This window comes from Rhizobium sp. LC145 (genome assembly GCF_001005825.1).
GTDB lineage: Bacteria > Pseudomonadota > Alphaproteobacteria > Rhizobiales > Rhizobiaceae > Neorhizobium.
Window position 1 is genome coordinate 261671 of record NZ_LBHV01000008.1, and the last position, 25148, is coordinate 286818.

18 protein-coding genes and 3 pseudogenes are annotated in these 25148 nt (G+C 61.5%); 18 read left to right on the forward strand and 3 right to left on the reverse strand.

Features of this window, described 5'->3' with window-relative positions; genetic code table 11:
• Positions 1 to 13: 13 nt before the first annotated feature.
• On the forward strand, positions 14 to 427 hold the full coding sequence (locus YH62_RS21370) for an MAPEG family protein (RefSeq protein ID WP_046796296.1): 414 nt from the start codon (positions 14 to 16) through the stop codon (positions 425 to 427).
• A 33-nt stretch (positions 428 to 460) separates the two neighbouring features.
• Positions 461 to 1867 (forward strand): dihydrolipoyl dehydrogenase, encoded by a 1407-nt coding sequence (gene lpdA / locus YH62_RS21375; protein WP_046796297.1) that lies wholly within the window; start codon positions 461 to 463, stop codon positions 1865 to 1867.
• A gap of 82 nt (positions 1868 to 1949) precedes the next feature.
• Here lpdA and YH62_RS21380 read toward each other — a convergent pair whose 3' ends face one another.
• Both YH62_RS21380 and YH62_RS21385 read right to left on the reverse strand, forming a co-directional pair.
• Positions 1950 to 3032 (reverse strand): TraB/GumN family protein, encoded by a 1083-nt coding sequence (locus YH62_RS21380; RefSeq protein WP_046796298.1) that lies wholly within the window; start codon positions 3030 to 3032, stop codon positions 1950 to 1952.
• Positions 3033 to 3111: 79 nt separating this feature from the next.
• Positions 3112 to 4047: a tyrosine recombinase XerC gene (locus YH62_RS21385; protein WP_046796299.1), complete on the reverse strand. Its 936-nt coding sequence runs from the start codon at positions 4045 to 4047 to the stop codon at positions 3112 to 3114.
• Positions 4048 to 4188: 141 nt separating this feature from the next.
• On the opposite strand from YH62_RS21385, the gene YH62_RS21390 reads away from it, so the two are divergent.
• From YH62_RS21390 to YH62_RS21465, 16 genes and pseudogenes are all read left to right on the forward strand, one after another.
• Entirely contained in the window at positions 4189 to 5100 is a 912-nt protein-coding gene (locus YH62_RS21390) for a 1-acyl-sn-glycerol-3-phosphate acyltransferase (protein WP_046796300.1), read from the forward strand.
• Positions 5101 to 5142: 42 nt separating this feature from the next.
• A pseudogene (locus YH62_RS21395) lies at positions 5143 to 6274 on the forward strand (AAA family ATPase).
• 57 nt (positions 6275 to 6331) lie between these two features.
• A complete protein-coding gene (locus YH62_RS21400; protein WP_046796301.1) occupies positions 6332 to 8554 on the forward strand; it encodes a primosomal protein N' in 2223 nt (740 codons plus the stop codon).
• A 66-nt stretch (positions 8555 to 8620) separates the two neighbouring features.
• Complete coding sequence (locus YH62_RS21405) at positions 8621 to 9004, forward strand: hypothetical protein (protein WP_046796302.1); 384 nt, start codon at positions 8621 to 8623, stop codon at positions 9002 to 9004.
• A gap of 261 nt (positions 9005 to 9265) precedes the next feature.
• Positions 9266 to 9832 (forward strand): F0F1 ATP synthase subunit delta, encoded by a 567-nt coding sequence (locus YH62_RS21410; RefSeq protein ID WP_082118442.1) that lies wholly within the window; start codon positions 9266 to 9268, stop codon positions 9830 to 9832.
• Entirely contained in the window at positions 9832 to 11361 is a 1530-nt protein-coding gene (atpA, locus tag YH62_RS21415; RefSeq protein WP_046796304.1) for a F0F1 ATP synthase subunit alpha, read from the forward strand. The genes YH62_RS21410 and atpA overlap by 1 nt, the downstream gene beginning before the upstream one ends.
• A gap of 42 nt (positions 11362 to 11403) precedes the next feature.
• Positions 11404 to 12282, forward strand: coding sequence for a F0F1 ATP synthase subunit gamma (locus YH62_RS21420; protein WP_046796305.1), 879 nt, complete (start codon positions 11404 to 11406; stop codon positions 12280 to 12282).
• Positions 12283 to 12305: 23 nt separating this feature from the next.
• A complete protein-coding gene (atpD, locus tag YH62_RS21425) occupies positions 12306 to 13745 on the forward strand; it encodes a F0F1 ATP synthase subunit beta (protein ID WP_046796306.1) in 1440 nt (479 codons plus the stop codon).
• A gap of 69 nt (positions 13746 to 13814) precedes the next feature.
• Positions 13815 to 14222, forward strand: a complete 408-nt coding sequence (locus YH62_RS21430) for a F0F1 ATP synthase subunit epsilon (RefSeq protein WP_046796307.1) — start codon at positions 13815 to 13817, stop codon at positions 14220 to 14222.
• Positions 14223 to 14383: 161 nt separating this feature from the next.
• On the forward strand, positions 14384 to 15277 hold the full coding sequence (locus YH62_RS21435; protein WP_046796308.1) for a LysR family transcriptional regulator: 894 nt from the start codon (positions 14384 to 14386) through the stop codon (positions 15275 to 15277).
• A 167-nt stretch (positions 15278 to 15444) separates the two neighbouring features.
• Positions 15445 to 15924 (forward strand): formate dehydrogenase subunit gamma, encoded by a 480-nt coding sequence (locus YH62_RS21440; protein ID WP_046796309.1) that lies wholly within the window; start codon positions 15445 to 15447, stop codon positions 15922 to 15924.
• Entirely contained in the window at positions 15921 to 17477 is a 1557-nt protein-coding gene (locus tag YH62_RS21445; RefSeq protein ID WP_046796310.1) for an NADH-quinone oxidoreductase subunit NuoF, read from the forward strand. The genes YH62_RS21440 and YH62_RS21445 overlap by 4 nt, the downstream gene beginning before the upstream one ends.
• A gap of 4 nt (positions 17478 to 17481) precedes the next feature.
• Complete coding sequence (gene fdhF, locus YH62_RS21450; RefSeq protein WP_046796311.1) at positions 17482 to 20361, forward strand: formate dehydrogenase subunit alpha; 2880 nt, start codon at positions 17482 to 17484, stop codon at positions 20359 to 20361.
• Positions 20361 to 21182 carry a formate dehydrogenase accessory sulfurtransferase FdhD gene (fdhD, locus tag YH62_RS21455; protein WP_046796312.1) on the forward strand — a complete coding sequence of 274 codons (822 nt, stop codon included), beginning with the start codon at positions 20361 to 20363 and terminating at the stop codon, positions 21180 to 21182. Before fdhF ends, fdhD begins: the two co-directional genes overlap by 1 nt.
• Positions 21172 to 21515: pseudogene (locus YH62_RS21460) on the forward strand (formate dehydrogenase subunit delta). The gene fdhD and the pseudogene YH62_RS21460 overlap by 11 nt, the downstream one beginning before the upstream one ends.
• Positions 21516 to 21591: 76 nt before the next feature.
• Positions 21592 to 23253: an OFA family MFS transporter gene (locus YH62_RS21465; protein ID WP_046796313.1), complete on the forward strand. Its 1662-nt coding sequence runs from the start codon at positions 21592 to 21594 to the stop codon at positions 23251 to 23253.
• 118 nt (positions 23254 to 23371) lie between these two features.
• On the opposite strand, the pseudogene YH62_RS21470 reads toward YH62_RS21465, so the two are convergent.
• A pseudogene (locus tag YH62_RS21470) lies at positions 23372 to 25015 on the reverse strand (PAS domain-containing methyl-accepting chemotaxis protein); the annotation flags it as partial.
• Positions 25016 to 25148 lie beyond the last annotated feature (133 nt).

Consider the following 25148-nt stretch of genomic DNA (forward strand, 5'->3'; position numbering starts at 1 on the left):
AAGGGAGAGCGGCATGGAGCTCGCTTCGGCAGACGCAACGTATCTTTTGACGCTGCTTGCCCTGAGCGTTTTCCTGTTGCTCTTCCACATCGGGCTGCAAGGAATGCTGGCGACTAAGGAACTTGGCCCGGCGTGGAACGCGGGGCCAAGGGACGAAGGCCGAGAGCCGAAAGGTGTTTTGGCCGGTCGCGCTGCCCGCGCATCCGGGAACTACCAGGAAACCTATCCTGCCTTCCTTGGCCTGCTGCTGGCGCTCACCTTTACCGGCGATACGTCGGGAACGGGCCTTGTCGGTGCTACCATCTGGCTGGTAGCCCGGATCGTCTACATCCCGCTCTATCTCGCCGGAATACCCTATGTTCGTTCGCTCGTGTGGCTCATCAGCATCGCCGGCTTGCTCATGATGATGTTTGCTTTGTTCGCTTGATGGCAGTGGCGGTTCAATAAAAAGGACTCTGTAATGGCTTATGATCTCGTCGTAATCGGTAGCGGCCCCGGCGGTTATGTTTGCGCCATCAAGGCGGCCCAGCTCGGCCTCAAGGTCGCGGTGGTGGAGAAGCGCGCCACCTATGGCGGGACCTGCCTGAACGTCGGCTGCATTCCCTCCAAGGCGCTGTTGCACGCTTCGGAAATGTTCCATCATGCCGGCCACGGCATGGATGCCCTCGGCGTCGAGGTTGCCGCGCCTAAGCTCAACCTCGGTAAGATGATGGCGCACAAGGATGCGACCGTGAAGGCGAATGTGGACGGCGTCGGCTTTCTCTTCAAGAAGAACAAGATTGATGGCTTCATCGGCACCGGCAAGATCGTCGCTGCCGGCAAGGTTTCGGTGACCGGCGAGGACGGCAAGAGCCAGGAGATCGAAACCAAGAACATCGTGATCGCCACGGGCTCGGATGTCGCCGGCATTCCTGGCGTCAATGTCGAGTTCGACGAGAAGGTCATCGTTTCCTCCACGGGCGCCATCGCGCTTGAAAAGGTGCCGGAACATCTCGTTGTCGTCGGCGGCGGCGTCATCGGCATGGAGCTGGGTTCGGTCTGGCAGCGCCTCGGCGCCAAGGTGACGGTCATCGAGTATCTCGACAAGCTGCTCGGCGGCATGGACGGCGAAGCGGCCAAGCAATTCCAGCGCATGATGGCCAAGCAAGGCATGGACATCCGCACCGAAGCCAAGGTTACGGGTGTCGAAAAGTCAGCCAAGGGTGCCAAGGTCACCTACGAGCCGGTCAAGGGCGGTGACGCGCAGTCCATCGAGGCCGATGTCGTGCTGATTTCCACGGGCCGCAAGCCCTATACGGCTGGCCTCGGACTTGAAGAAGCCGGCGTGAAGGTCGACAATCGCGGCCGCGTCGAGATCGACGATCACTTCAAGACCAATGTCGATGGCATTTATGCGATCGGCGATGTGGTGCGCGGCCCGATGCTCGCTCACAAGGCGGAAGACGAAGGCGTCGCTCTTGCCGAAATCCTCGCTGGCCAGCATGGCCATGTGAACTACGATGTCATTCCGGGCGTCGTCTATACGCAGCCGGAAGTCGCCTCCGTCGGCAAGACGGAGGAGGAGCTGAAGGCCGCCGGCATTGCCTACAAGGTCGGCAAGTTCCCGTTCACGGCGAACGGCCGCGCCCGGGCGATGCTCGTGACCGATGGTTTCGTGAAGATCCTCGCCGACAAGGAGACGGACCGGGTTCTCGGCGGCCATATCGTCGGATTCGGCGCTGGCGAGATGATCCACGAGATCGCGGTGCTGATGGAGTTCGGCGGTTCCTCGGAAGATCTCGGCCGCACCTGCCATGCGCATCCGACCATGTCGGAAGCGGTCAAGGAAGCGGCGCTCGCCACCTTCTTCAAGCCGATCCACATGTAATCGTACCGGTTTCGGATCGGCATCAAACAAAAGGGCAGGAGATGATCCTGCCCTTTTTTCATGGTGGCGTATGATGCGGAGATCACTCCGCCCGCGTTACGGTGAAGCCCTGTTCGCGCAGCAGCTCGATCAGCCCCTGTTCACCAGGTAGGTGCAGCGCACCGACCGCGATGAAGGCGCCGCCTTCGGCTAGAATCGGCGCGGCACGTTCCGCCATGAGCTGGTTGCGTTTGACGACGACGAGTTCCTCGAACTCGCCATAACCTGACTGATCGTCGGTCCCGTCCGGTGCCACGGCCTTCAGGAGGGGCATGGTCAGGCCGATATCCTCGGAAAGATAAAGCTCGGTCATGGTCTCGAATACGTCTTCCATGCGCGACCCGAGCTTGATCGTCTCGACAAGCGATTTCAAGTGAAGGTCCATCGGGATGGCGGCCATGGTGGAGAGCTGTTCGGCAAGGGTCTCCAGCCCTTTCACCTGTTTGCCGGCGGCAATCGCATCTGTGGCGATCTTCTTGTCGAGAAAAGCGGCGTTCTGGGCCTTGCGGGCAAGCTCGCAGGGCGGCAGCGAAACGAAGGCCATCAGCATCCAGGGCTTCATCCGGGAAACGGCGGCAAGCGGAATGCCGCGTTGCTTGAGCCCCTTCTCGAGAAGCGCCACATCTTCCTTGGGCAAAAGCTTCTCGATCGAATTGCCATCCGTGAACATGGTGAGTTCGGGCTTGGAGAGCAGAGCGGCAGTGGCCTTCTTCTCGTCCAGGATCTCGTCGGATTCGATGACGATGGTGCTGGCTTCGGCTTGGGCTTCAGCTGCGCCGGGCGGCATCTTCAACACGCGCGGATCGGAGACATGCATGGTGCCGAGCAGGTAGGATGGTGCGAGTCCGGTCTTTTCTACCTTCCAGAAGAGACCCTTCCCATTCGGTACTCTGCTGCCTTCTGAAAGAATTTCCTCATAGAGTCCCGGCTTTTCGGCTTTCAAGTCACCAAGCAGGTTTTCACCGCCGCAAACGGGCGTTGCTGCATTCGCTTCAGACAACGAGCCGAGAACGAGCAAGAGAGAAGCAAACAGCAGGATATGCAGGGCGGCAAGCAGCCAGAGCATGGCATTCTGCGCGCGCCGGAAAAGCGCATCGACATTGAAGGCAAAGGCGGGAATCGTCATGGCATCCGTCCGGAACTGTCGCCGGCATGATAATCATGCCGGTTCCATATCCGCTTAACGTGGGTGGTTAAGAAATCGTTCACGCGCGCGGATGGGCGCGATCATAAACTTCCAGCAGGCGGGCGGTGTCGACGCCCGTATAGACCTGCGTCGTCGAAAGGCTTGCATGGCCCAAGAGCTCCTGGATGGTGCGCAGGTCTCCGCCGCCGGCGAGCAGATGGGTCGCGAAGGAATGCCGAAGCGCATGCGGTGTCGCGGTCTCGGGCAAGCCGAAGGCCGATCGCAGTTTCTGCATTTCCCGCTGGATGATCGCCGGCTGGAGTTTTCCCCCGCGCGCGCCGCGGAACAGAGGTTCGTCCGATGCCAGGGCATAAGGGCAGAGCTTCTTATAGGCTTCCAGCGCATCGAGCACGATCGGCAACAGCGGCACGATGCGCGTCTTGTTGCCCTTGCCGGTGATGCGTAGCGATGTTGCGCCCGGTGCGAGATCGGCAGGGCAGAGGCCCAGCGCTTCCGAGATACGCAAGCCACAGCCGTAAAGCAAGGTCATCACAGCCGTGTCCCGGGCAGCGATCCAGGGCTCCTCGTGCAATTGAGCATCGATCTCCATCAAGCCCAGTGCCTGGCGGTCCGTGAGCGGCTTCGGCAGGGATTTGGGCTGCTTCGGCGCACGGACGGCACCGGCCGCGGCGGCGTTCACGAGGCCCTTGCGCTCGAGATGGCGGAGGAAGGATCGCAAGCCCGCCAGATGTCGCCCGAGTGAGCGGGCGCCGGCGCCCTCCCGCCGCCGCATGGCGAGAAAGGCACGCAGGTCGGCTGGTCGCAGGGCGCGGATATCGCCGAGCTTCGGCGGACCGCCGAGATGGCCGGTAAGGAATGTGAGGAATTGCCGCGTATCGCGTTCATAGGCGTCGAGCGTGTGCCCGGACAACCGGCGCTCCTGCGCCAGGCTTTCCAGCCATTCGTGGCGCTTTTCGACGAGATCCGGCGCGGCGATGATCAAGAGCTCGTTCAATCCGGCACCTGTTGAATCACGGAGGCAGTGCCCCAGATTGCTGTCGACGGGGTTACGAATTCCTAAAAGGACAGGCAAGTATGTCATTGTTAGATCACAGACGACTGAGATATAGGGTGGGGCCTGTTTGCGGGAGTTTGCATGGCGCGCCGTGATTCCATGACCATGTTCGGGCAGTTCGCCGAAGCGATTGCCCTGGTTTCCCACGGTAGACCTGGCCACATCGTCGATACCTTGATCGCCGAAAGAGGTGAGCGAATCGTCAAGCATCCGCTCTGGCCGGTGATGCGACCCTTTCTTTATACATTGCTTCGTTATGGCCGCGCGATCGAGTTCGCCAACGATATCGCGAGCCTGCCCGGCTTCCAGTCCTTTCAATATATGAGCGACCTCCTCAAACTCGACGTGCGAGTGGAGAATAGCGAACGGATACCGGAGACCGGTGGCTTTATTCTCGTGAGCAATCATCCGACCGGGATCGCGGATGGGGTAGCGGTGTTCGACGTATTGAAGGCACGGCGGCCCGACATGATGGTTTTCGCCAATCGCGATGCCGTGCGCGTCAATCCGCGGTTTGCCGAGATGATCATTCCCGTCGAATGGCGCGAGGAATTCAAGAGCAAGCTGAAGGCACGGGAGACGCTGCTGCTCACCAACAAGTCCGTGGAAGACGGCAAGGTTATGGTGCTCTTTCCCTCCGGCCGCATCGCCTACTGGGCGGACGGAAAACTCAACGAGCGGCCGTGGAAGACCTCGGCCGTCGGACTTGCCCGCAAATACAACCTACCGATCCTGCCGGTGCACATGCGGGCGCGCAATTCCGGCCTCTTCTACTGGTTCGCCAAGTGGTCGACCGAATTGCGCGACATGACCGTCTTTTACGAGCTTCTGAACAAGAAGGGCAACCGCTTCGATTTCACGGTCGGACAGATGATCCAGCCAGATCAGTTGGACGGCGATATTACCGAAGTGACGAAGGCGCTCGAGTATCATACGGTCTTCGAGCTCGCCGCGGACGGCAATTCTCGTTTCGCCAGCCCGCCTCGGGATTGATGCGCATTCCGGCTTTGCCAGCGATCATGTAGAAGTAAGGACATGCAGCTTCGCTCCATGTCCGCCGCCAATTACCGCTCACTCCGCGCAATCCGCATGGATATCGCTGGCGTCAACCTGTTCATCGGCGAGAATGGCGTCGGCAAATCCAATCTCTACCGGGCGCTGCAGCTCGTGCAGGCTGCCGTGCGCGGAAATCTGGCCCATGAGATCGCCGCCGAAGGCGGCATGGCGTCTGCCCTCTGGTCCGGTCCGCGACGGGAGGAGAAGAATTTTCGCATCAAATTCGAAGTGGAGCTCATCGACGAGGAGCGGGCGATAATCTTTCGCTATCGTGTCGAGGCGGGGTTGCGTCCGCCGGCCGCGGCCGGCTTTGCCTTCGAGCCGCAGATCAAGATGGAAGAGCTGTCCATCGAGACCGGCACCCGGCCCGTGACGATGATGAAGAGGGCGGGGCCTGGCATCATGGTTCGCGGCGAACGCGGCCGTATGGAGGAATATCCGGAGCAGGCGCTGGCTTCCGAAACCGCGATCGCGCTTCTGGGCGATGCCGGGCATTATCCGGAGGTCGGTACCTTTCGCCGTGCGGTCGATGCCTGGAGGTTCTATCACGGCTTCCGCACCGATCGCGTTCGCCACTCAGGCAGCCGTGCCTTGCGGTCACCTCGCCGCTTCTGGATCAGGATGGCAGCAATCTCGCGGCGTGCTGGCGACCCTTACCCATATTCGCGAGGATACCGCCGATCTCGATGGGGCCATCGCTTCGGCCTTCAACGGAGCAAGGCTTTCGGTACCGCTGCCGGGTGAATATGCGGAATTCGGGCTTGTCTTTCCTGATTTTCCCAAGCGGGTTTTCCAGCCGCGCGAGCTTTCCGATGGACAGATCCGCTTTCTGGGTTTGGCGGCAGCCCTGATGTCCTATCGTCAGCCACCGTTGATCGCGCTCAATGAGCCGGAAGCAAGCCCGCATCCGGACATGCTGTCGCCGTTGGCCGATATGGTCGCTGGAGCGACGCGCAGCAGCCAGGTTTGGGTCGTTACCCATTCGGAACAGCTTGCAGAACAAGTGGAGGCTCGATGCGGCACACGCTCGCGCCGGGTAATCCGCCAGGATGGTGCAACGTGGATCGACGGCATGCGGCTTACCGGCATGATGGATGACGAGGCGGAATAGCCGCTACGCGCTCTTTATGGTTTTCTTTTATTTCTCATCGGGGCATGGTCCCGGCTGATGGACAAGGATTCTTCCGATCTCTTCGGCACGCTGTTCGAAGCGCCGGCGGTAAACCGCGTGGTGCCTGTCCTGGTGCCGCTGCCGGTGCCGGGCCCCTATAGCTATGCCGTGCCGGAAGGCGCTCATGTGGAGCCGGGATCGGTCGTGCAGGTGCCGGTCGGCCCCCGGCAATTGATCGGCGTGGTCTGGGATGGCGACAACGACGAGACGCTCGACCCCAAGAAGCTGCGGCCGATCACGCTGGTCTTCGATTGTCCGCCGCTTTCGAAGGAGATGCGCAGCTTCATCGAATGGGTGGCATCCTATACGCTTTCGCCTCCGGGCCTGGTGGCGCGCATGGCGATCCGGGCGCCGGCTGCCCTCGACCCTGAACCGATGGTGGAGGGGCTGCGCTATCTCGGCGGAGAGCCGGAGCGGATGACGTCCGCCCGCTCGAAGGTCCTCCAGCTTGCCGGCGACGAAGACGTGCCCTGGACCCGCAGCGGGCTCGCGCATGCGGCCGGCGTTTCCCTGAGCGTGATCGACGGTCTGACGGCTCAGGGCATTTTCGAGACGGTCTTCCTGCCTCCTCCGCCCGTGGTGGCGAGGCCCGACCCGGACTATGTGGAACCGCGGATACAGGGACCGCAGAAGGAAGCCGCAGTCGATATCGTCGAAGCGATCCGCAAAGGGGGCTTTTCGGCTTCACTTATCGATGGGGTCACGGGATCGGGCAAGACGGAGGTTTATTTCGAAGCGATCGCCGAGACGCTGAAGCGCGGAAAGCAGGTGCTGATCCTCTTGCCGGAGATCGCGCTCACCTCAAGTTTCCTCGAACGCTTCCAGGATCGTTTCGGCGCCAAGCCCGGCGAATGGCATTCCGATCTTTCCCCTCGCATGCGCGAAAAGGTGTGGCGCGGGATCGTGACGGGCGAGGTGCGCGTGGTGGCGGGTGCCCGTTCGGCACTCTTCCTGCCTTTCGAGGAGCTTGGCCTCATCATCGTCGACGAAGAGCACGATCCGGCCTACAAGCAGGAAGATCGCGTCTTCTATAATGCCCGCGACATGGCGGTCGTGCGCGCCCGGATCGGCGATTTCCCGATCGTGTTGGTTTCCGCCACGCCCTCCGTCGAAAGCCAGGTGAACGGGCTTTCGGGGCGCTACAATACCGTGCATCTGCCGACCCGTTTCGGCGATGCGGCGCTGCCCGACCTGCATGTCGTAGACATGCGCCGGCATCCGCCGGAAAGGGGAGGTTTTCTCTCACCGGTGCTGCTCCGGGCAATCAGCAAGACCATCGAACGCGGCGAACAGGCCTTGCTCTTTCTCAATCGTCGCGGCTATGCGCCCCTGACGCTCTGCCGCGTCTGCGGTCACCGCTTCCAATGTCCGCAATGCTCTAGCTGGCTTGTCGAGCATCGGTTCAAAAACCAGATCCAATGCCACCAGTGCGGCTATGCCGAACCGACACCCGAAGCCTGCCCGGAATGCGGCACGCTCGATCATCTGGTCGCTTGCGGACCGGGCGTGGAGCGGATTGCCGAGGAGGTGGAAAAACACTTTCCCGAGGCGCGTACGATCGTGATGTCTTCCGATCTTCTCGGCGGGGTCAAGCGCATGCGCCTGGAACTGGAGGCGATCGCCAGGGGCGACGCGGACATCGTCATCGGCACCCAGCTCGTCGCCAAGGGCCACAATTTCCCGCTGATGACGCTGGTGGGCATCGTCGATGCGGACCTTGGGCTTGCCAATGGCGATCCGCGCGCGGCCGAGCGGACCTTCCAGCTTCTTTCGCAGGTAACGGGGCGCGCCGGGCGAACAGGCTTGAAAAGCCATGGCCTGCTGCAGACCTTTCAGCCTCAGCATCCAGTGATGCAGGCGATCGTCTCGGGGGATGCCGGAGCTTTCTACGAGCGGGAAATCGCCGAGCGGGAAAAGGCGATCCTGCCACCCTTCGGGCGCCTCGCTTCGCTCATCGTTTCGGCCGATACCAGGGCGGATGCGGAAAGCCATGCCCGTGGCTTGCGGGCGGCCGCGCCGCAGGTCTCCGGCATTTCCGTGCTCGGTCCCGCCGAGGCTCCGCTTGCGCTGGTGCGCGGCCGGCATCGTTTCCGGCTGCTGGTGCATGGCCGCCGGAATTCCGACATGCAGGCATACCTGCGGACAATGCTGGCGAACGGCCCCAAACAGAGAGGCTCGGTGCAGATCCAAGTCGACATTGATCCGCAAAGCTTTCTCTGACCGGGTTTTTGCGGCTTGCGGCGGTATGCGATAAAAACACCGCGATTCGATTGATTTGAGGGCGGCATGGAATTCTATTTTCCCACCGAGCTGGGGGAACAGCTCGCCTTTACCGGGGCAGCGGCAACGGCGGTCATCGGCCTTTTCGTGCTGGTCTTTCCGGCAACGGTGCTTCGCCTTTCCGCCTTCCATATCGGGGGCATACGGCCGGAAGGCTACGCTTCCGTCCGTTCGATCGGCGCCCAGTATCTGGGTCTCGGCCTCCTGCCGATCCTGCTCGCGCAAGACTGGCTTTATATGGCGCTTGGAATTGCGCTTGCCTTCGCGGCAATGGGACGCTTGCTGGCTTGCATCCTGGATCGGGCTCTCACACCGCGGAATATCCTGATTTTCCTACTTGAGGTTGTTCTTTCCGCCGGGCCGCTCGCCTATGTCTTCGGCTATCTGTAAGGCGTGCATTTTGACGTCTTGGTCGAAAAGCTGCCGATATTCCGCTGCTTGCGCCATAAAAATCGATTGAGCCCTTGCGCAGCAGGCTTTTTCCGTTATCACGCGTGTTGCGAGTCCCTACATCCTATGCTAGACGGACCGCGAAAGTCAGAAAGGGTAGGGCGGGCGCCCTGCAGGTTCTGGGGAATAATCAAACGATTTCAAGGCTTTGCCGGATCTCTCCCGTGAGGTTTGGCGCTTGGATGGCAATTCAGGGAAACTGTGCCCGTGGCTGACACGTCCCAGCTTATTTCCGGTGTGGCGGAGCGCTATGCTTCGTCGCTTTTCGAACTCGCTCTCGAAACCGGATCGATCGATGCGGTCGGAGCCGATCTCGATCGTTTTCAGGCGCTGATGGACGAAAGTGAAGACCTGCGTCGCCTGGTCGCAAGCCCGGTATTTTCCGCCGAGGATCAGCAGAAGGCTGTGGCCGCCATTGCCGAAAAGGCCGGGGTAAAGGGGCTTGTCGCCAATTTCCTGAAGGTCGTTGCCGGCAATCGCCGTCTGTTTGCGCTGCCCGGCATGATCCGCGCCTATCGCGTGATTGCCGCCGAGCATCGCGGTGAAGTTACCGCCGAAGTCACCTCGGCCCATGCGCTGACCGCGGCGCAGGAAAAAGAACTCAAGTCGGCGCTGAAGGGCGTCACTGGCAAGGATGTGGCGATCGCCGTCACGGTCGATCCGTCGCTCCTCGGCGGCCTGATCGTCAAGGTCGGCTCTCGCCAGATCGATACCTCCCTTCGCACCAAACTTTCCACCCTTAAGCTTGCACTGAAAGAGGTTGGCTGATGGATATCCGCGCCGCGGAAATTTCCGCAATTCTGAAGGATCAAATCAAGAATTTCGGCCAGGAGGCTGAAGTTTCCGAAGTCGGACAGGTTCTTTCCGTCGGCGACGGTATTGCCCGCGTCTACGGTCTGGACAATGTCCAGGCCGGTGAGATGGTCGAGTTCCCGGGCGGCATCCGCGGTATGGCGCTGAACCTTGAAACCGACAATGTCGGTGTGGTCATCTTCGGTTCCGACCGCGACATCAAGGAAGGCGATACCGTCAAGCGCACCGGCGCGATCGTCGACGTTCCGGTCGGTCCGGAACTGCTCGGCCGCGTCGTCGATGCGCTCGGCAACCCGATCGACGGCAAGGGTCCGATCAATGCGACCCGTCGCGCCCGCGTCGACGTCAAGGCTCCCGGCATCATTCCGCGCAAGTCAGTGCATGAGCCGATGTCGACCGGCCTCAAGGCCATCGACGCTCTCATCCCTGTTGGCCGCGGCCAGCGCGAGCTCGTCATCGGCGACCGCCAGACCGGCAAGACCGCGATCATCCTCGATACGATTCTGAACCAGAAGGCCATCCACGATAACGGCCCGGACAACGACAAGCTGTTCTGCGTGTATGTCGCCATCGGCCAGAAGCGTTCGACGGTTGCCCAGTTCGTCAAGGTTCTCGAAGAGCGCGGCGCGCTGCAGTACTCGATCATCGTTGCTGCGACGGCTTCCGATCCGGCGCCGATGCAGTATCTCGCTCCGTTCGCCGGTTGCGCGATGGGCGAATATTTCCGCGACAACGGTCAGCATGCGCTGATCGGTTACGACGACCTTTCCAAACAGGCTGTCGCCTATCGCCAGATGTCCCTGCTGCTGCGCCGCCCGCCGGGCCGCGAAGCCTATCCGGGCGACGTTTTCTACCTGCATTCCCGCCTGCTTGAGCGTGCTGCAAAGCTCAGCGACGAAAAGGGCGCCGGTTCGCTCACCGCTCTGCCGGTCATCGAAACCCAGGGTAACGACGTTTCCGCGTTCATCCCGACCAACGTGATCTCGATCACCGACGGTCAGATCTTCCTTGAAACCGACCTGTTCTACCAGGGTATCCGCCCTGCCGTGAACGTCGGTCTGTCGGTTTCCCGCGTCGGTTCCGCCGCTCAGATCAAGGCGATGAAGCAGGTTGCCGGTTCGATCAAGGGCGAGCTCGCCCAGTATCGCGAAATGGCCGCCTTCGCCCAGTTCGGTTCGGATCTCGATGCCGCGACGCAGCGCCTGCTGAACCGCGGTGCGCGTCTCACCGAGCTCCTGAAGCAGCCGCAGTTCTCGCCGCTCAAGACGGAAGAACAGGTTGCGGTGATCTTCGCCGGCGTGAACGGCTATCTGGACAAGATCGCGGTCAACCAGGTCGGCAAGTTCGAGCAGGGTCTGCTCTCCTACCTCCGCTCCGAAGGCAAGGCTATTCTCGATGCGATCCGCACCGACAAGCAGCTGTCTGACGACACGAAGGCAAAGCTGAAGGCGGCGCTCGACAGCTACGCCAAGTCTTTCGCCTGAGAACGGATCAAGCCCAACTAACCCCCAGGGGACCGATAACGGATGCCTTCACTTAAGGATCTGAAAAACCGGATCGCCTCCGTCAAGGCGACGCAGAAGATCACCAAGGCGATGAAAATGGTCGCCGCGGCGAAGCTGCGCCGTGCGCAGGAGGCGGCCGAAGCTGCCCGTCCTTACGCGGAACGCATGAACAAGGTGCTGGCGGGCTTGAGTGCCGCAAATGCTGGGAACGCGGAGGCTCCGCGTCTTCTGGCGGGGACGGGCCGCGATCAGGTCCACCTCCTGGTGGTCGCCACCGGCGAGCGCGGGCTGGCCGGCGGCTTCAATTCCTCCATCATCCGCCTTGCCCGCGAACATGCGCTGAAGCTGCTTGCCGAAGGCAAGACCGTCAAGATCCTGACGGTCGGTCGCAAGGGCAACGACGTTCTGCGCCGGAGCTTCCGCGAGAACATCATCGATTATGTGACGTTCCGCGAGGTGAAGCAGCTCGGTTTCGCCCAGGCTGACGAAGTGGCCCACAAGGTTCTCGCGCTGTTCAATGCAGGCGAATTCGACGTGGCGACGCTGTTCTATGCGCGCTTCCAGTCGGTGATCTCGCAGGTTGCGACAGCTAGCCAAATCATTCCGGCCAAGTTCGAAGTCTCGGAAGCAGCGGATGCATCCGCGGCGCTCTATGAGTATGAGCCCGGAGAACAGGAAATCCTCGAGGACTTGCTGCCCAAGAACGTGGCCGTGCAGATCTTTCGCGCGATCCTGGAGAACAACGCTTCCTTCTATGGCGCGCAGATGAGCGCGATGGACAATGCCACGCGCAACGCCGGTGAGATGATCAACAAGCTGACGCTTTCCTATAACCGTCAGCGCCAGGCTCAGATCACCAAGGAACTCATTGAAATTATTTCGGGCGCGGAAGCGCTCTGAGCGAGAGAAAGAGGGTAAGAAACATGGCTAAAGCAGCTACCCTGAATAAGGCGGCGTCCGGCAAGGTGACGCAGGTCATCGGCGCTGTCGTCGACGTCGCATTCGAAGGCGACCTGCCGCCGATCCTGAACGCGCTCGAAACCGACAACAACGGCAATCGCCTCGTTCTCGAAGTCGCGCAGCACCTCGGTGAAAACTCCGTTCGCACGATCGCGATGGACTCGACCGAAGGTCTCGTTCGCGGCCAGCCGGTCAAGAACACCGGCGCTCCGATCTCCGTTCCGGTCGGCGAGCAGACGCTCGGCCGCATCATGAACGTCATCGGCGAACCGGTCGACGAAGCAGGTCCGCTTGACCGCACCAAGCTCCGTTCGATCCACCAGGATGCTCCGGCCTATGTCGAGCAGTCTACGGAAGGCCAGATTCTGGTCACCGGCATCAAGGTCGTCGACCTGCTCGCGCCTTACGCAAAGGGCGGCAAGATCGGTCTCTTCGGCGGTGCCGGCGTCGGCAAGACCGTTCTGATCATGGAACTGATCAACAACGTTGCAAAGGCGCACGGTGGTTACTCCGTGTTCGCGGGCGTTGGTGAGCGTACCCGTGAAGGCAACGATCTTTACCACGAAATGATCGAATCGAACGTCAACAAGCATGGCGGTGGCGAAGGCTCCAAGGCTGCGCTGGTCTACGGCCAGATGAACGAACCGCCGGGCGCCCGCGCCCGCGTCGCTCTGACGGGTCTGACGATCGCTGAAGACTTCCGCGACAAGGGTCAGGACGTTCTGTTCTTCGTCGATAACATCTTCCGCTTCACCCAGGCTGGCTCGGAAGTTTCGGCTCTGCTCGGCCGTATTCCTTCGGCCGTGGGCTATCAGCCGACGCTTGCCACCGATATGGGTCAGATGCAGGAACGCATCACCACCACGACCAAGGGCTCGATCACCTCGGTTCAGGCCATTTACGTTCCGGCCGACGACTTGACCGATCCGGCTCCGGCAACATCGTTCGCCCACTTGGACGCAACGACGGTTCTGTCGCGTTCGATTGCGGAAAAGGGCATTTATCCGGCCGTCGATCCGCTCGACTCCACCTCGCGCATGCTCGACCCCATGGTGGTCGGCGAAGAGCACTACGACGTTGCCCGTAAGGTTCAGACGACGCTGCAGCGCTACAAGTCGCTGCAGGACATCATCGCCATCCTCGGCATGGACGAACTGTCCGAAGAGGACAAGATGACGGTTGCCCGCGCCCGCAAGATCGAGCGTTTCCTGTCGCAGCCGTTCTTCGTCGCCGAAGTCTTCACCGGTTCGCCGGGCAAGCTGGTGGCTCTCGAAGACACGATCAAGGGCTTCAAGGGCCTGGTCAACGGCGAGTACGACCACCTGCCGGAAGCTGCCTTCTATATGGTCGGCTCGATCGAAGAAGCCATCGAGAAGGCCAAGAAGCTGGCAGAGGCTGCTTAAAGCAATACAGAGCGGGCGCGTTGCGTTGCGACGCGCCTCTGCATGCAACACGTGAAGAAGTGAACCGCTATGGCCGACGCTTTCAACTTTGAACTGGTTTCGCCGGAGCGCCTGCTTGTCTCGGAGAAGGCTACGGAAGTCGTCATCCCGGCAACGCTTGGCGAAATGACGGTTCTGGCCAACCATGCGCCCACGATGACCACGGTCAAGCCCGGCATCGTCACGGTGAAGCTGGCCTCGGGGCAGACGAACCAATACGTGGTGTTCGGCGGTTTCGCCGATATCCTCCCGACCGGCTGCACGCTCCTTGCCGAGGCGGCCGTGCCAATGAGCGAGATTAACCGCGAGACGCTTCAGAAGCGCATCGAGGCAACCCAGGCCGATGTCAATGCGGCGACCAGCCACGAGCACAAGACGAAGCTCGAGGAATATCTGGCGCAGCTGACCGATCTGCACGGCGCAATCCTGCCGGCCTGATCAGGGCAAAATGGGAATTCATCAAGGCGGCTGAAAAGCCGCCTTTTTCCTTTTCATCGTTGCGAGGTGCAGGCCATTTGCCAATCGGGGGAGCGATCGGGCTTCGGGGCGCAGTTGTATCAAGGGTCGGAACGCGATAGCCCTTGCATGGGAGAGCGCCGATGATCGACAAGCTGGAATTCTTCATTGCATTGGCTCGTGAAGGCCATTTCGGCCGCGCGGCGGAAGAGTGCGGTATTACGCAACCGTCGCTTTCGGCTGCCATCCGGCAGCTCGAGGATCAGCTCGGCGTGCAGCTTGTGGTTCGCGGTTCGCGCTTCCAGGGCCTGACCCCCGAGGGGCAACGGGTGCTGGAATGGGCGCGGCGAATTGTCGGCGATGCCCGCACCATGCGCGAGGAGATGCGTGCTGCCCGGAAAGGCCTTGCCGGGCATATCCGTCTCGCCTCCATCCCCACCGCGCTGGCGATGATCCCGCGACTCACAGAGCCTTTCCAGGAAAAGCATCCCGACGTGACGTTCTCGGTCGTATCCCGCAACTCGCTGCAGGTGCTTTCCCAACTCGACAATTTCGAGATCGACGCGGGCATCACCTATCTGGACAACGAGCCGCTCGGCCGCGTCACCAGCGTGCCTCTCTATGCCGAACGCTACAATCTGGTGACGGCGGTGGGCACGCAATATGCCGACCGCGAGCAGGTCACCTGGAAGGAAATGGCCGATCTTAGGCTTTGTCTATTGACGCCGGACATGCAGAACCGGCGGATCATCAACCAGCATCTGGCCGAGGCCGGGGTGACGATAAAGCCTATGCTCGAGTCGAACTCCATGGTGGTGCTGCTTTCGCATGTGGGGACCGGCCGCTGGGCCAGCATCATGCCCCGCAATGTCGCCCGATCCTTTGGGTTTTCGAAGCAGATTCGCACCATTCCGATCGTTGGTCCGGAGGCGAGCCACATCGTCGGGCTGGTGGCGACCCATCGCGAGCCGTTTACGCCTCTGGTTTCCGCCCTGCTTCATCAGGCGCGTAGCCTCACGCCGGCGGCCATGGCTTGATAGTTTTTTTCTATCGCGTAACCGATCTCCTTTATTGACGGTTGCGCCTCCCTGTTGTGACATTCCATCACAGTCGGCGAAGTAAGATTGTCGGACAGCTTCGCCGCGTCCTGTTCCGGGCGGCGCTCCTCGCGCCGTTTCCTGGACCAGCCGGGAGGCAATGAGACATGAACATGCGCGTTTCCGCCGGCGACCCTGCTGAGCGGTCGCTTCAGATCATCAGGGATCTGAAGCATCTTGAAGGCCCGATGCTGCCGATCCTGCATGCGATCCAGGCGGAGTTCGGCTATGTGCCGGACGAGGTGAAGCCGATCATCGCAAACGAGCTCAACCTGTCGCGCGCCGAGGTGCATGGCGTCGTCACCTTCTATCACGATTTCCGCGATCACCCGGCCGGTCGGCATGTGCTGAAGCTCTGTCGCGCGGAGGCTTGCCAATCGATGGGTGGCGATCGGATTGCAGAGCGCGTGAAGCAGCTTCTCGGCATCGACTTCCATGAAACGACGCGTGACGGAGCTGTGACGCTGGAGCCAGTCTTCTGTCTCGGCTTATGCGCCTGCGCGCCCGCTGCAATGCTCGATGATGAAGTCTACGGCCGGGTCGACGAGCACTGTCTTTCCGAAATCGTTGTGGAGGCACGCCGATGACGGTGACGATATTCGTTCCGCGTGACGCAGCAGCGCTCGCGCTCGGCGCCGAGAAGGTGGCGAAAGCAGTCGCCCAGGAGATCGAGGCGCGTTGCCTCGACGCCAAGATCGTGCGCAACGGTTCGCGCGGCATGTTCTGGCTGGAGCCGCTGGTCGAAGTCGAAACCGATCGCGGGCGTATCGCCTACGGTCCCGTGAAGGCCGGCGATGTGGCAAGCCTCTTCGATGCAGGCCTACTGAGCGGCGCACCTCATCCACTCTGTCTCGGGCTGACGGAGGAGATCGAGTTCCTTCGTCAGCAGACACGCCTGACCTTTGCGCGTTGCGGAATCACCGATCCGCTCTCGATCGAGGACTATCGCAAGCACAGCGGCTTTGCGGGTCTTGCGAAGGCCATCGCGACCACCCCCGCGGATATCGTGAAGGAAGTCACCGACAGCGGGCTTCGCGGCCGCGGCGGCGCAGGCTTTCCGACCGGCATCAAGTGGAAGACGGTGATGGATGCGGCGGGGCCGCAGAAATACATCGTCTGCAATGCCGACGAGGGCGATAGCGCCACCTTTGCCGACCGCATGATCATGGAGGGCGATCCCTTCGTACTGATCGAAGGCATGATTATCGCAGGCATCGCGACCGGCGCCACCAAGGGTTACGTCTATACCCGCTCGGAATATCCGCATGCGATCGCGACGATGACCGAAGCGATCAGGATCGCTGGCGAAGCCGGTATTCTCGGCTCCTCCGTCATGGGTTCCTCATACGCCTTCGACATCGAGATCCGCTCCGGCGCCGGCGCCTATGTCTGCGGCGAGGAGACTTCGCTCCTCAATTCGCTGGAGGGCAAGCGCGGCATCGTGCGCGCAAAGCCGCCGCTGCCGGCGCTGAAAGGCTTCCTCGGCCGGCCGACAGTGGTCAACAATGTCATTTCGCTGGCCTCCGTCCCGGTCATCATGGAGAGGGGTGCCGCCTTCTATCGTGATTTCGGCATGGGCCGGTCTCGCGGCACGATCCCGATCCAGATCGCCGGTAACGTCAGGCATGGCGGGCTTTTCGAAACGGCTTTCGGCCTATCGCTTGGTGAGATCGTAGACCAGATCGGTGGCGGTACGGCGACGGGCCGGCCCGTGAAGGCGGTGCAGGTGGGCGGGCCGCTCGGGGCCTATTTCCCGCGCGCACTGTTCGATACGCCGTTCGACTACGAGGCTTTTGCGGCAAGGGATGGTCTGATCGGTCACGCCGGGATCACAGTCTTCGACGATGCCGTGGATATGCTGAAGCAGGCGCGGTTTGCCATGGAGTTCTGCGCTATCGAAAGCTGCGGCAAGTGCACGCCCTGCCGCATAGGCTCGACCCGAGGCGTCGAAACGGCGGATAAGATCGCCCAAGGCATCGAGCCCGAGAAGAATCGCGAGCTTCTGGCCGACCTCTGCAACACGATGAAGTTCGGCTCGCTTTGTGCGCTTGGCGGCTTCACGCCCTATCCGGTGATGAGCGCGATGACGCATTTCCCGGAGGATTTCGCCCCAACACCCCTCATCGAAGCGGCGGAGTGACACCATGTCCCTGATCCAAGAAATCGACTACGGAACGCCCGCTTCCCAATCCGAAGCACAGGTGACGCTGACCATCGACGGGCGCGAGATCACCGTGCCGGAAGGCACTTCCATCATGCGCGCCTCCATGGAGGCAGGCATCAAGGTGCCGAAGCTCTGTGCGACGGATATGGTCGATGCGTTCGGTTCCTGCCGCCTCTGTCTCGTGGAGATCGAAGGCCGCAACGGTACGCCATCTTCCTGCACCACGCCGGTCACGCCGGGCATGATCGTCCACACGCAGACGGGACGGCTGAAGGACATACGCAAAGGCGTGATGGAGCTCTATATCTCCGACCACCCGCTCGACTGTCTCACCTGCGCCGCCAATGGCGACTGCGAGCTGCAGGACATGGCCGGCGCCGTAGGCCTTCGCGATGTACGCTACGGCTATGAGGGCGATAACCACGTCAAGGCGCGCAACAATGGCGAGGTCAACGCCAAGTGGATGCCGAAGGACGAGTCGAATCCGTATTTCACCTATGATCCTTCCAAGTGCATCGTCTGCTCCCGCTGCGTGCGAGCCTGCGAGGAAGTGCAGGGCACGTTTGCGCTGACGATCGAGGGTCGGGGTTTCGGGTCGCGCGTCTCGCCCGGCATGCACGAGCATTTTCTTGATTCCGAATGCGTTTCCTGCGGCGCCTGCGTCCAGGCCTGCCCGACGGCGACGCTAACGGAAAAGTCGGTCATCGAGATTGGCCAGCCGGAACATTCGGCGGTCACCACCTGCGCCTATTGCGGCGTCGGCTGCTCCTTCAAGGCGGAAATGCGCGGCGAGGAGTTGGTGCGCATGGTGCCCTATAAGGATGGCCAGGCGAACCGCGGCCATTCCTGCGTCAAGGGCCGCTTCGCCTATGGTTATGCCACCCACAAGGACCGCATCCTCAACCCGATGATCCGCGAAAAGATCACCGATCCCTGGCGCGAGGTCACCTGGGAGGAGGCTTTCGCGCATGTGGCATCCGAATTCCGGCGCATCCAATATCAATACGGCCGCGATTCGATCGGCGGCATCACCTCCTCGCGCTGCACGAACGAGGAAACCTTCCTCGTCCAGAAGCTGATCCGCGCGGGCTTCGGCAACAACAACGTGGATACCTGCGCCCGCGTCTGCCATTCGCCGACCGGCTACGGCCTCGGCCAGGCCTTCGGTACGTCGGCCGGCACGCAGAACTTCGATTCCGTCGAACAGAGCGATGTGGTCATCGTCATCGGCGCCAATCCGACCGATGGGCATCCGGTCTTCGGCTCGCGGCTCAAGAAGCGGCTTCGCCAGGGCGCCAAGCTGATCGTCATCGATCCGCGCCGTATCGACCTCGTCAAGACGCCGCATGTGGAGGCCTCCTATCACTTGCCGTTGCAACCCGGCACCAATGTCGCCGTGCTGACGTCGCTGGCGCATGTCATCGTCACGGAAGGCCTGTTCGACGAGAAATTCATCCGCGAGCGTTGCGACTGGTCCGAATTCGAGGATTGGGCGGCCTTCGTTTCCGAAGAGCAGCACAGCCCGGAAGCTGCCGAGACATATACCGGCGTTCCGGCCGAGCTCGTCCGGGGTGCGGCCCGTCTCTACGCCACCGGCGGAAATGGCGCGATCTACTACGGTCTCGGCGTCACCGAGCACAGCCAGGGCTCGACCACGGTCATGGCGATCGCCAATCTTGCCATGGTAACCGGCAATATCGGCCGCCCGGGTGTCGGCGTGAACCCGCTACGCGGCCAGAACAATGTGCAGGGCTCATGCGACATGGGTTCCTTTCCGCACGAGCTTCCGGGCTATCGCCACATCTCGGACGATGCCACGCGCGAGACCTTCGAGAAGCTCTGGGGCGTCACGCTCAACAACGAGCCGGGTCTGCGCATTCCCAATATGCTGGATGCCGCTGTCGAAGGCACTTTCAAGGGCATCTATATCCAGGGCGAGGATATCCTGCAGTCCGACCCGGACACCAAGCATGTCTCTGCCGGCCTCGCAGCGATGGAATGCGTCGTTGTCCACGATCTCTTCCTCAACGAGACCGCCAATTACGCCCACGTTTTCCTGCCGGGTTCCACCTTCCTGGAAAAGGATGGCACGTTCACCAATGCCGAACGCCGCATCAACCGCGTTCGCAAGGTCATGAGCCCGAAGAACGGCTATGCGGATTGGGAAGTCACCCAGAAGCTGGCGCAGGCGATGGGGCTTGCCTGGAATTACACGCATCCGTCCGAGATCATGGACGAGATCGCGGCGACGACGCCGAGCTTCGCGCTGGTCTCCTACGACTATCTCGAAAAGATGGGCTCTGTTCAGTGGCCTTGCAACGAGAAGTTCCCGGAAGGCTCGCCGATCATGCATGTCAACGGCTTCGTCCGTGGCAAGGGCAAGTTCATCCGCACGGAATATGTGCCGACGGACGAGAAGACCGGCCCGCGCTTCCCGCTGCTGCTGACCACCGGCCGCATCCTTAGCCAATACAACGTCGGCGCTCAGACCCGGCGTACGGAAAACGTCGCCTGGCATGCGGAAGACCGGCTGGAAATTCATCCGCACGATGCCGAGCAACGCGGCATCAAGGAAGGCGATTGGATCAAGCTCGCCAGCCGCTCGGGCGATACGACGCTGCGCGCCCTCATCACTGATCGCGTGGCGCCGGGCGTGGTCTATACGACCTTCCACCATCCCGACACACAGGCGAACGTCATCACCACGGACTTCTCCGACTGGGCGACCAATTGTCCGGAATACAAGGTGACGGCGGTGCAGGTCTCACCCTCCAACGGACCGACCGAGTGGCAGGAAGATTACGAGGAACTGTCACGTCGGTCCCGCCGTATCGCCGGCAAGCTGGAGGCTGCGGAGTGATGCCGGCCACCATCGCAACAGCTCTCGAGATTACGCGACGCAATGGCGTGATCCGCCGAGGCTCGCGCGTGGTGCCGGAGGAAGTGCCGATAGCTTTCTCCTATGACGGATCTACCCATGCGGTGATGATGGGCACGCCGGCGGATATCGAGGATTTCGCGGTGGGCTTCAGCCTGACGGAGGGCATTATTGCATCGGCGGCGGAAATCGAGGCGATCAACGTGATCGAGGAAGGTCCGGGACTCGATGTGCAGGTTACTCTTGCCCAGGAGAGGGAGGAGGCGCTGCGCGCGCGGCGGCGGCATATGGCCGGGCCGGTCGGTTGCGGTCTTTGCGGTATCGAATCGATCGAGCAGGCCGTGCGGCCGGTGCCGGATGTCTCGGCGGGCAGCGTGACGCTTTCAGCACGGGATATCGCCGAGGCTGCAGCAGCGCTCGGAGGCGCACAGGTTCTGAATGCGCAGACCCATGCGGTTCATGGCGCGGGGTTTTTCGTGCCCGGCGAGGGGCTTCTGGCGGTTCGCGAAGATGTCGGCCGGCACAATGCGCTCGACAAGCTCGCGGGTGCGGTCCTCAGCCAGGGGCTCGATGGGGCCGGTGGCGTGGTCGTCGTGACCAGCCGCATTTCCGTGGAAATGGTGCAGAAGGCCGCGATCATAGGGTCGTCGGTTCTGATCGCCATTTCCGCGCCTACGGCGCTCGCGATCCGCACCGCGGAAACCGCGGGCATGACGCTGATCGCGCTGACCCGTGGCGAGGATTTCGAGATTTTCACGCGCAGCGATCGCGTCAGTACCGGAGCAGTTGCCGATGTCGCATGACCAGACCCACGACAAGCTGATCCGTATGGCGAACCAGATCGCCACTTTCTTCATGTCGCAGCCGGAAGAGGTTCGGGTTGAGGGAGTTGCCACGCATATCAACAAGTTCTGGGAGCCGCGCATGCGGCGGCAGTTCTTCGAGCATCTCGACCGGGGCGGCGAGGGTTTGCTGCCGCTGGTGATCGAGGCCTCCGTGTTGATCCGCAGACCGGAGGATAAGGTCGGCCCTGCGAGCGGTGTCGGACAAGGCGCTGCCGAGAATGATCTAGCGGCAGGGGGCCGGTAGCGAATGAACCGCTTTCCTGGCCGAACAGGCCGGAAAGCGCTGCGTGAATGCACCCGCCGGTCGGGGACAAGCCCGGACGGGTGACGATCTTCAGTCACGACATTCCAGAGGAGGGTATTGTTAATGGCATTTGCAGGAACAACGGACGAGGGCCTGACAGGCAATGTCGGGCTCCTCGATAGGGAACGTATTGTCGCAAAAGCAGGCTTCAACCGCTGGCTCGTGCCGCCGGCGGCTTTGGCCATCCATCTTTGCATCGGGATGGCTTACGGCTTCAGCGTATTCTGGTTACCGCTCTCGCGGGCGATACCCGGAACGCCTGATCCATCATGTAGCAGCCTGAACCTGCTTTCCGCTCTCTTCACAACGACATGTAACTGGCGTGTTGCCGACCTCGGTTGGATCTATACGCTTTTCTTCGTGTTGCTAGGATGCTCGGCGGCGATCTGGGGCGGCTGGCTCGAGCGGGTAGGTCCGCGGAAGGCCGGCTTCGTCTCAGCCTGCTGCTGGTGCGGCGGCATTCTGGTCGCGGCTCTCGGCGTGATGACGCATCAGCTCTGGCTGATGTGGCTCGGCGCCGGGGTCATTGGCGGTGTCGGCCTCGGGCTCGGCTATATCTCGCCGGTCTCGACCCTCATCAAATGGTTTCCGGACCGCCGCGGCATGGCGACTGGCATGGCCATCATGGGCTTCGGCGGCGGTGCCATGATCGGCGCTCCGCTCGCCAATATTCTCATGAATTATTTCAAGACCGATATCTCCGTCGGTGTCTGGCAGACCTTCATCGTCATGGCGGTCATCTACTTCGCCTTCATGATGGGCGGCGCCTTCGGCTATCGCATTCCGCCGGCTGGCTGGCGTCCGGACGGGTGGACACCTCCGGCCAACAACGGCAAGGCTATGATCACCCATAAGCATGTCCACCTTCGCGACGCGCACAAGACCCCGCAGTTCTGGTTGATCTGGGCGGTGCTGTGCCTGAACGTGTCGGCCGGCATCGGGGTCATCGGCATGGCCTCACCGATGCTGCAGGAAATCTTCGCGGGCTCGCTGATCGGCCTCCCGGATCTTTCCTTCTCGCAGCTTGACGCCGGACAAAAGGCGCAGATCGCCGCCATCGCGGCGGGGTTCACCGGCCTCCTGTCGCTGTTCAACATCGGAGGGCGTTTCTTCTGGGCATCGCTTTCCGACAAGATCGGCCGCAAGAACACTTATTATGCCTTCTTCATCATCGGCATCGTGCTCTATGCGGCGGCTCCGACGCTTGCCGACATGGGCAGCAAGGCGCTCTTCGTGCTCGCCTTCGGCATCATCCTGTCCATGTATGGCGGCGGCTTCGCGACTATTCCGGCCTATCTCGCCGATATCTTCGGCACGCAGTTCGTTGGCGCCATCCATGGGCGTCTACTGACGGCCTGGGCGACGGCCGGCATCGTCGGTCCGGTGGTCGTGAACTACATCCGCGAAGCGCAGATCGCGGCGGGCGTGGCGCCGGGGCCCGCGCTTTATACCGGCACCATGTATATCCTCGCCGGCATGCTGGCGCTCGGCCTCATCGCCAATGCGTTGGTGCGGCCGCTCTCGGAAAAGTGGTTCATGCCGGATGAGGAAGTCGCTGCCCTGCAGGCCAGGACCGCTGCGGCGAATGCCGGCCCGACCGGTTCTTTCGGCATCGGCAAAGGCGGGCTCGATACCAAGGCGGCACTCGCCTGGGCCGTCGTCGGAATCCCGCTTCTCTGGGGTATTTGGGTAACGTTGAAGAGCAGCTTAGCTCTGTTCGGTTAAGAACCCCGGCAAAGGAAAAAGGCGGCCTTGGGCCGCCTTTTTTGTATTCACGCCTACAGCGGCGTCAGGCGGCGCGTGTTTGGAGCGTATGCTGGGCGCGTGGGCTTTCTTCCCTGCGCATATCGCCGATATCGAACTGAGCGAGAAGCTTCCGCAGGCTTTCGGCTTCACCCGCAAGCGAGTGGCTGGCTGCCGTGGTCTCTTCCACCATCGCGGCGTTCTGCTGGGTCGCCTGATCCATCAGGTTGACCGCATGATTGATCTCCTTCAGCCCGGTCGATTGCTCCCGCGAGGCTTCGACGATCGCAGCGACATTGCCGTGGATTTCCGCAACCTGGCCGACGATTTCGCGAAGTGCCGTTCCTGTTTGGCCAACCAGATCGACACCGTTGGAAACGAGTTGGCTCGACGTGTTGATGAGCGTCTTGATCTCCTTTGCGGCGCTTGCAGAGCGCTGGGCAAGTTCGCGCACTTCCTGCGCCACGACCGCAAAGCCTTTGCCGGCCTCCCCGGCCCGGGCAGCCTCCACCCCGGCATTCAGCGCCAGAAGGTTGGTCTGGAAGGCGATCTCGTCGATCACCGATATGATATTGGTGATCTCGCGGGAGGATTGGGCGATCTGATCCATGGCGGTGATCGCATCCCGAACGACAAGGCCGGATTGTTCGGCATTCTCCTTGGTGTGGGTCACCAGCCGCCCAGCCTCGTCTGCGCGCCGGCTGGCATCGGCCACCGTCGTCGTGATCTGGTCAAGGGCGGCGGCGGTTTCTTCGAGCGACGCCGCCTGCTGCTCTGTTCGCCGTGCAAGCTCGTCGGAAGCGTCGCGAATCTCGCCCGAAGCGGCGGCGATCGCCGAGGCGTTTTCCGCAACCGTCTGCATGGCATCGCGAAGCTTTGCCGCGACGGCATTGAAGTCATGCCGGGTCTTCTCCATGCTGGGCACGAAGGGTCGTTCGAGCTTCTGGGCAAGCTTTCCTTCCGCGAGATCCTGCAAACCGTTTCCAAGCTCGTCGATGGCGCTCATGCGTGGAGTGACGTCGGTGGCGAACTTCACCACCTTGCTCACCTGTCCGTTCATGTCCCGAATCGGATTGTAAGCGGCCTGAATCCATATTTCCCGGCCCCCCTTCCCATAGCGCACGAATTCATCGGCAATGACCTCTCCCGCCGCAAGCCTGCGCCAGAAGGCAGCATACTCCGGGGAAGCCGCATAGGCCGGGTCGCAGAACATCCGGTGATGACGGCCCTTGATTTCGGAAAGCTCGTAGCCGAGCCCACGACAGAAGTTTTCGTTGGCAGTCAGGATCTCGCCTTCCGGCGTGAATTCGATGATCGCCTGCGACTGGTCCAGCGCCGTAAGCTTGCCCGCATCATCGGTAGCCTTGAGCTTGGCTGCGGTGATATCGGCCGCGAACTTGACGACCTTGTAAGGCTTGCCGGAGCGGAAGACCGGATTGTAGGACGCCTGAATCCAGACGTCGCCGCCCGCTTTAGTGATGCGCCTATACTCTCCCGCGTCGAATTTTCCCGCAGCGAGATTGGCCCAGAAATCTCGGTACTCGGCTGATGTGACATAGTCGGGATCGCAGAAGATGCGGTGGTGCTTTCCCTTTATCTCGGCCAGGCTGTAGCCCAAGGCGCGACAGAAGTTTTCGTTCGCGTAGAGAATGTTTCCCGTAAGATCGAATTCGATCACGGCCTGCGATCGCGATATGGCATCCACCACATGGCGCGCTTCCGCTGACTTGCCTAAACCCAACATGTTTGACCCCTCTGACAGGACGGGTTTCACGCCGTCCTCAGCCCATTTTCCAAATTTTTAGATGATACTCAACTTCAGGTTTCATACCTGTGGCCCCATTGGAGCATGTATAAATTAATAGGTAATTTATGAA

What these genes read in the sequence shown, in the direction of transcription:
- YH62_RS21370 (WP_046796296.1), top strand. Translation starts at nt 14, where the DNA reads ATGGAGCTCGCTTCGGCAGACGCAACGTATCTTTTGACGCTGCTTGCC.
- lpdA (WP_046796297.1), top strand. Translation starts at nt 461, where the DNA reads ATGGCTTATGATCTCGTCGTAATCGGTAGCGGCCCCGGCGGTTATGTT.
- YH62_RS21380 (WP_046796298.1), bottom strand. Translation starts at nt 3,032, where the DNA reads ATGACGATTCCCGCCTTTGCCTTCAATGTCGATGCGCTTTTCCGGCGC.
- YH62_RS21390 (WP_046796300.1), top strand. Translation starts at nt 4,189, where the DNA reads ATGGCGCGCCGTGATTCCATGACCATGTTCGGGCAGTTCGCCGAAGCG.
- YH62_RS21400 (WP_046796301.1), top strand. Translation starts at nt 6,332, where the DNA reads ATGGACAAGGATTCTTCCGATCTCTTCGGCACGCTGTTCGAAGCGCCG.
- YH62_RS21405 (WP_046796302.1), top strand. Translation starts at nt 8,621, where the DNA reads ATGGAATTCTATTTTCCCACCGAGCTGGGGGAACAGCTCGCCTTTACC.
- atpA (WP_046796304.1), top strand. Translation starts at nt 9,832, where the DNA reads ATGGATATCCGCGCCGCGGAAATTTCCGCAATTCTGAAGGATCAAATC.
- YH62_RS21420 (WP_046796305.1), top strand. Translation starts at nt 11,404, where the DNA reads ATGCCTTCACTTAAGGATCTGAAAAACCGGATCGCCTCCGTCAAGGCG.
- atpD (WP_046796306.1), top strand. Translation starts at nt 12,306, where the DNA reads ATGGCTAAAGCAGCTACCCTGAATAAGGCGGCGTCCGGCAAGGTGACG.
- YH62_RS21430 (WP_046796307.1), top strand. Translation starts at nt 13,815, where the DNA reads ATGGCCGACGCTTTCAACTTTGAACTGGTTTCGCCGGAGCGCCTGCTT.
- YH62_RS21435 (WP_046796308.1), top strand. Translation starts at nt 14,384, where the DNA reads ATGATCGACAAGCTGGAATTCTTCATTGCATTGGCTCGTGAAGGCCAT.
- YH62_RS21440 (WP_046796309.1), top strand. Translation starts at nt 15,445, where the DNA reads ATGAACATGCGCGTTTCCGCCGGCGACCCTGCTGAGCGGTCGCTTCAG.
- YH62_RS21445 (WP_046796310.1), top strand. Translation starts at nt 15,921, where the DNA reads ATGACGGTGACGATATTCGTTCCGCGTGACGCAGCAGCGCTCGCGCTC.
- fdhF (WP_046796311.1), top strand. Translation starts at nt 17,482, where the DNA reads ATGTCCCTGATCCAAGAAATCGACTACGGAACGCCCGCTTCCCAATCC.
- fdhD (WP_046796312.1), top strand. Translation starts at nt 20,361, where the DNA reads ATGCCGGCCACCATCGCAACAGCTCTCGAGATTACGCGACGCAATGGC.
- YH62_RS21465 (WP_046796313.1), top strand. Translation starts at nt 21,592, where the DNA reads ATGGCATTTGCAGGAACAACGGACGAGGGCCTGACAGGCAATGTCGGG.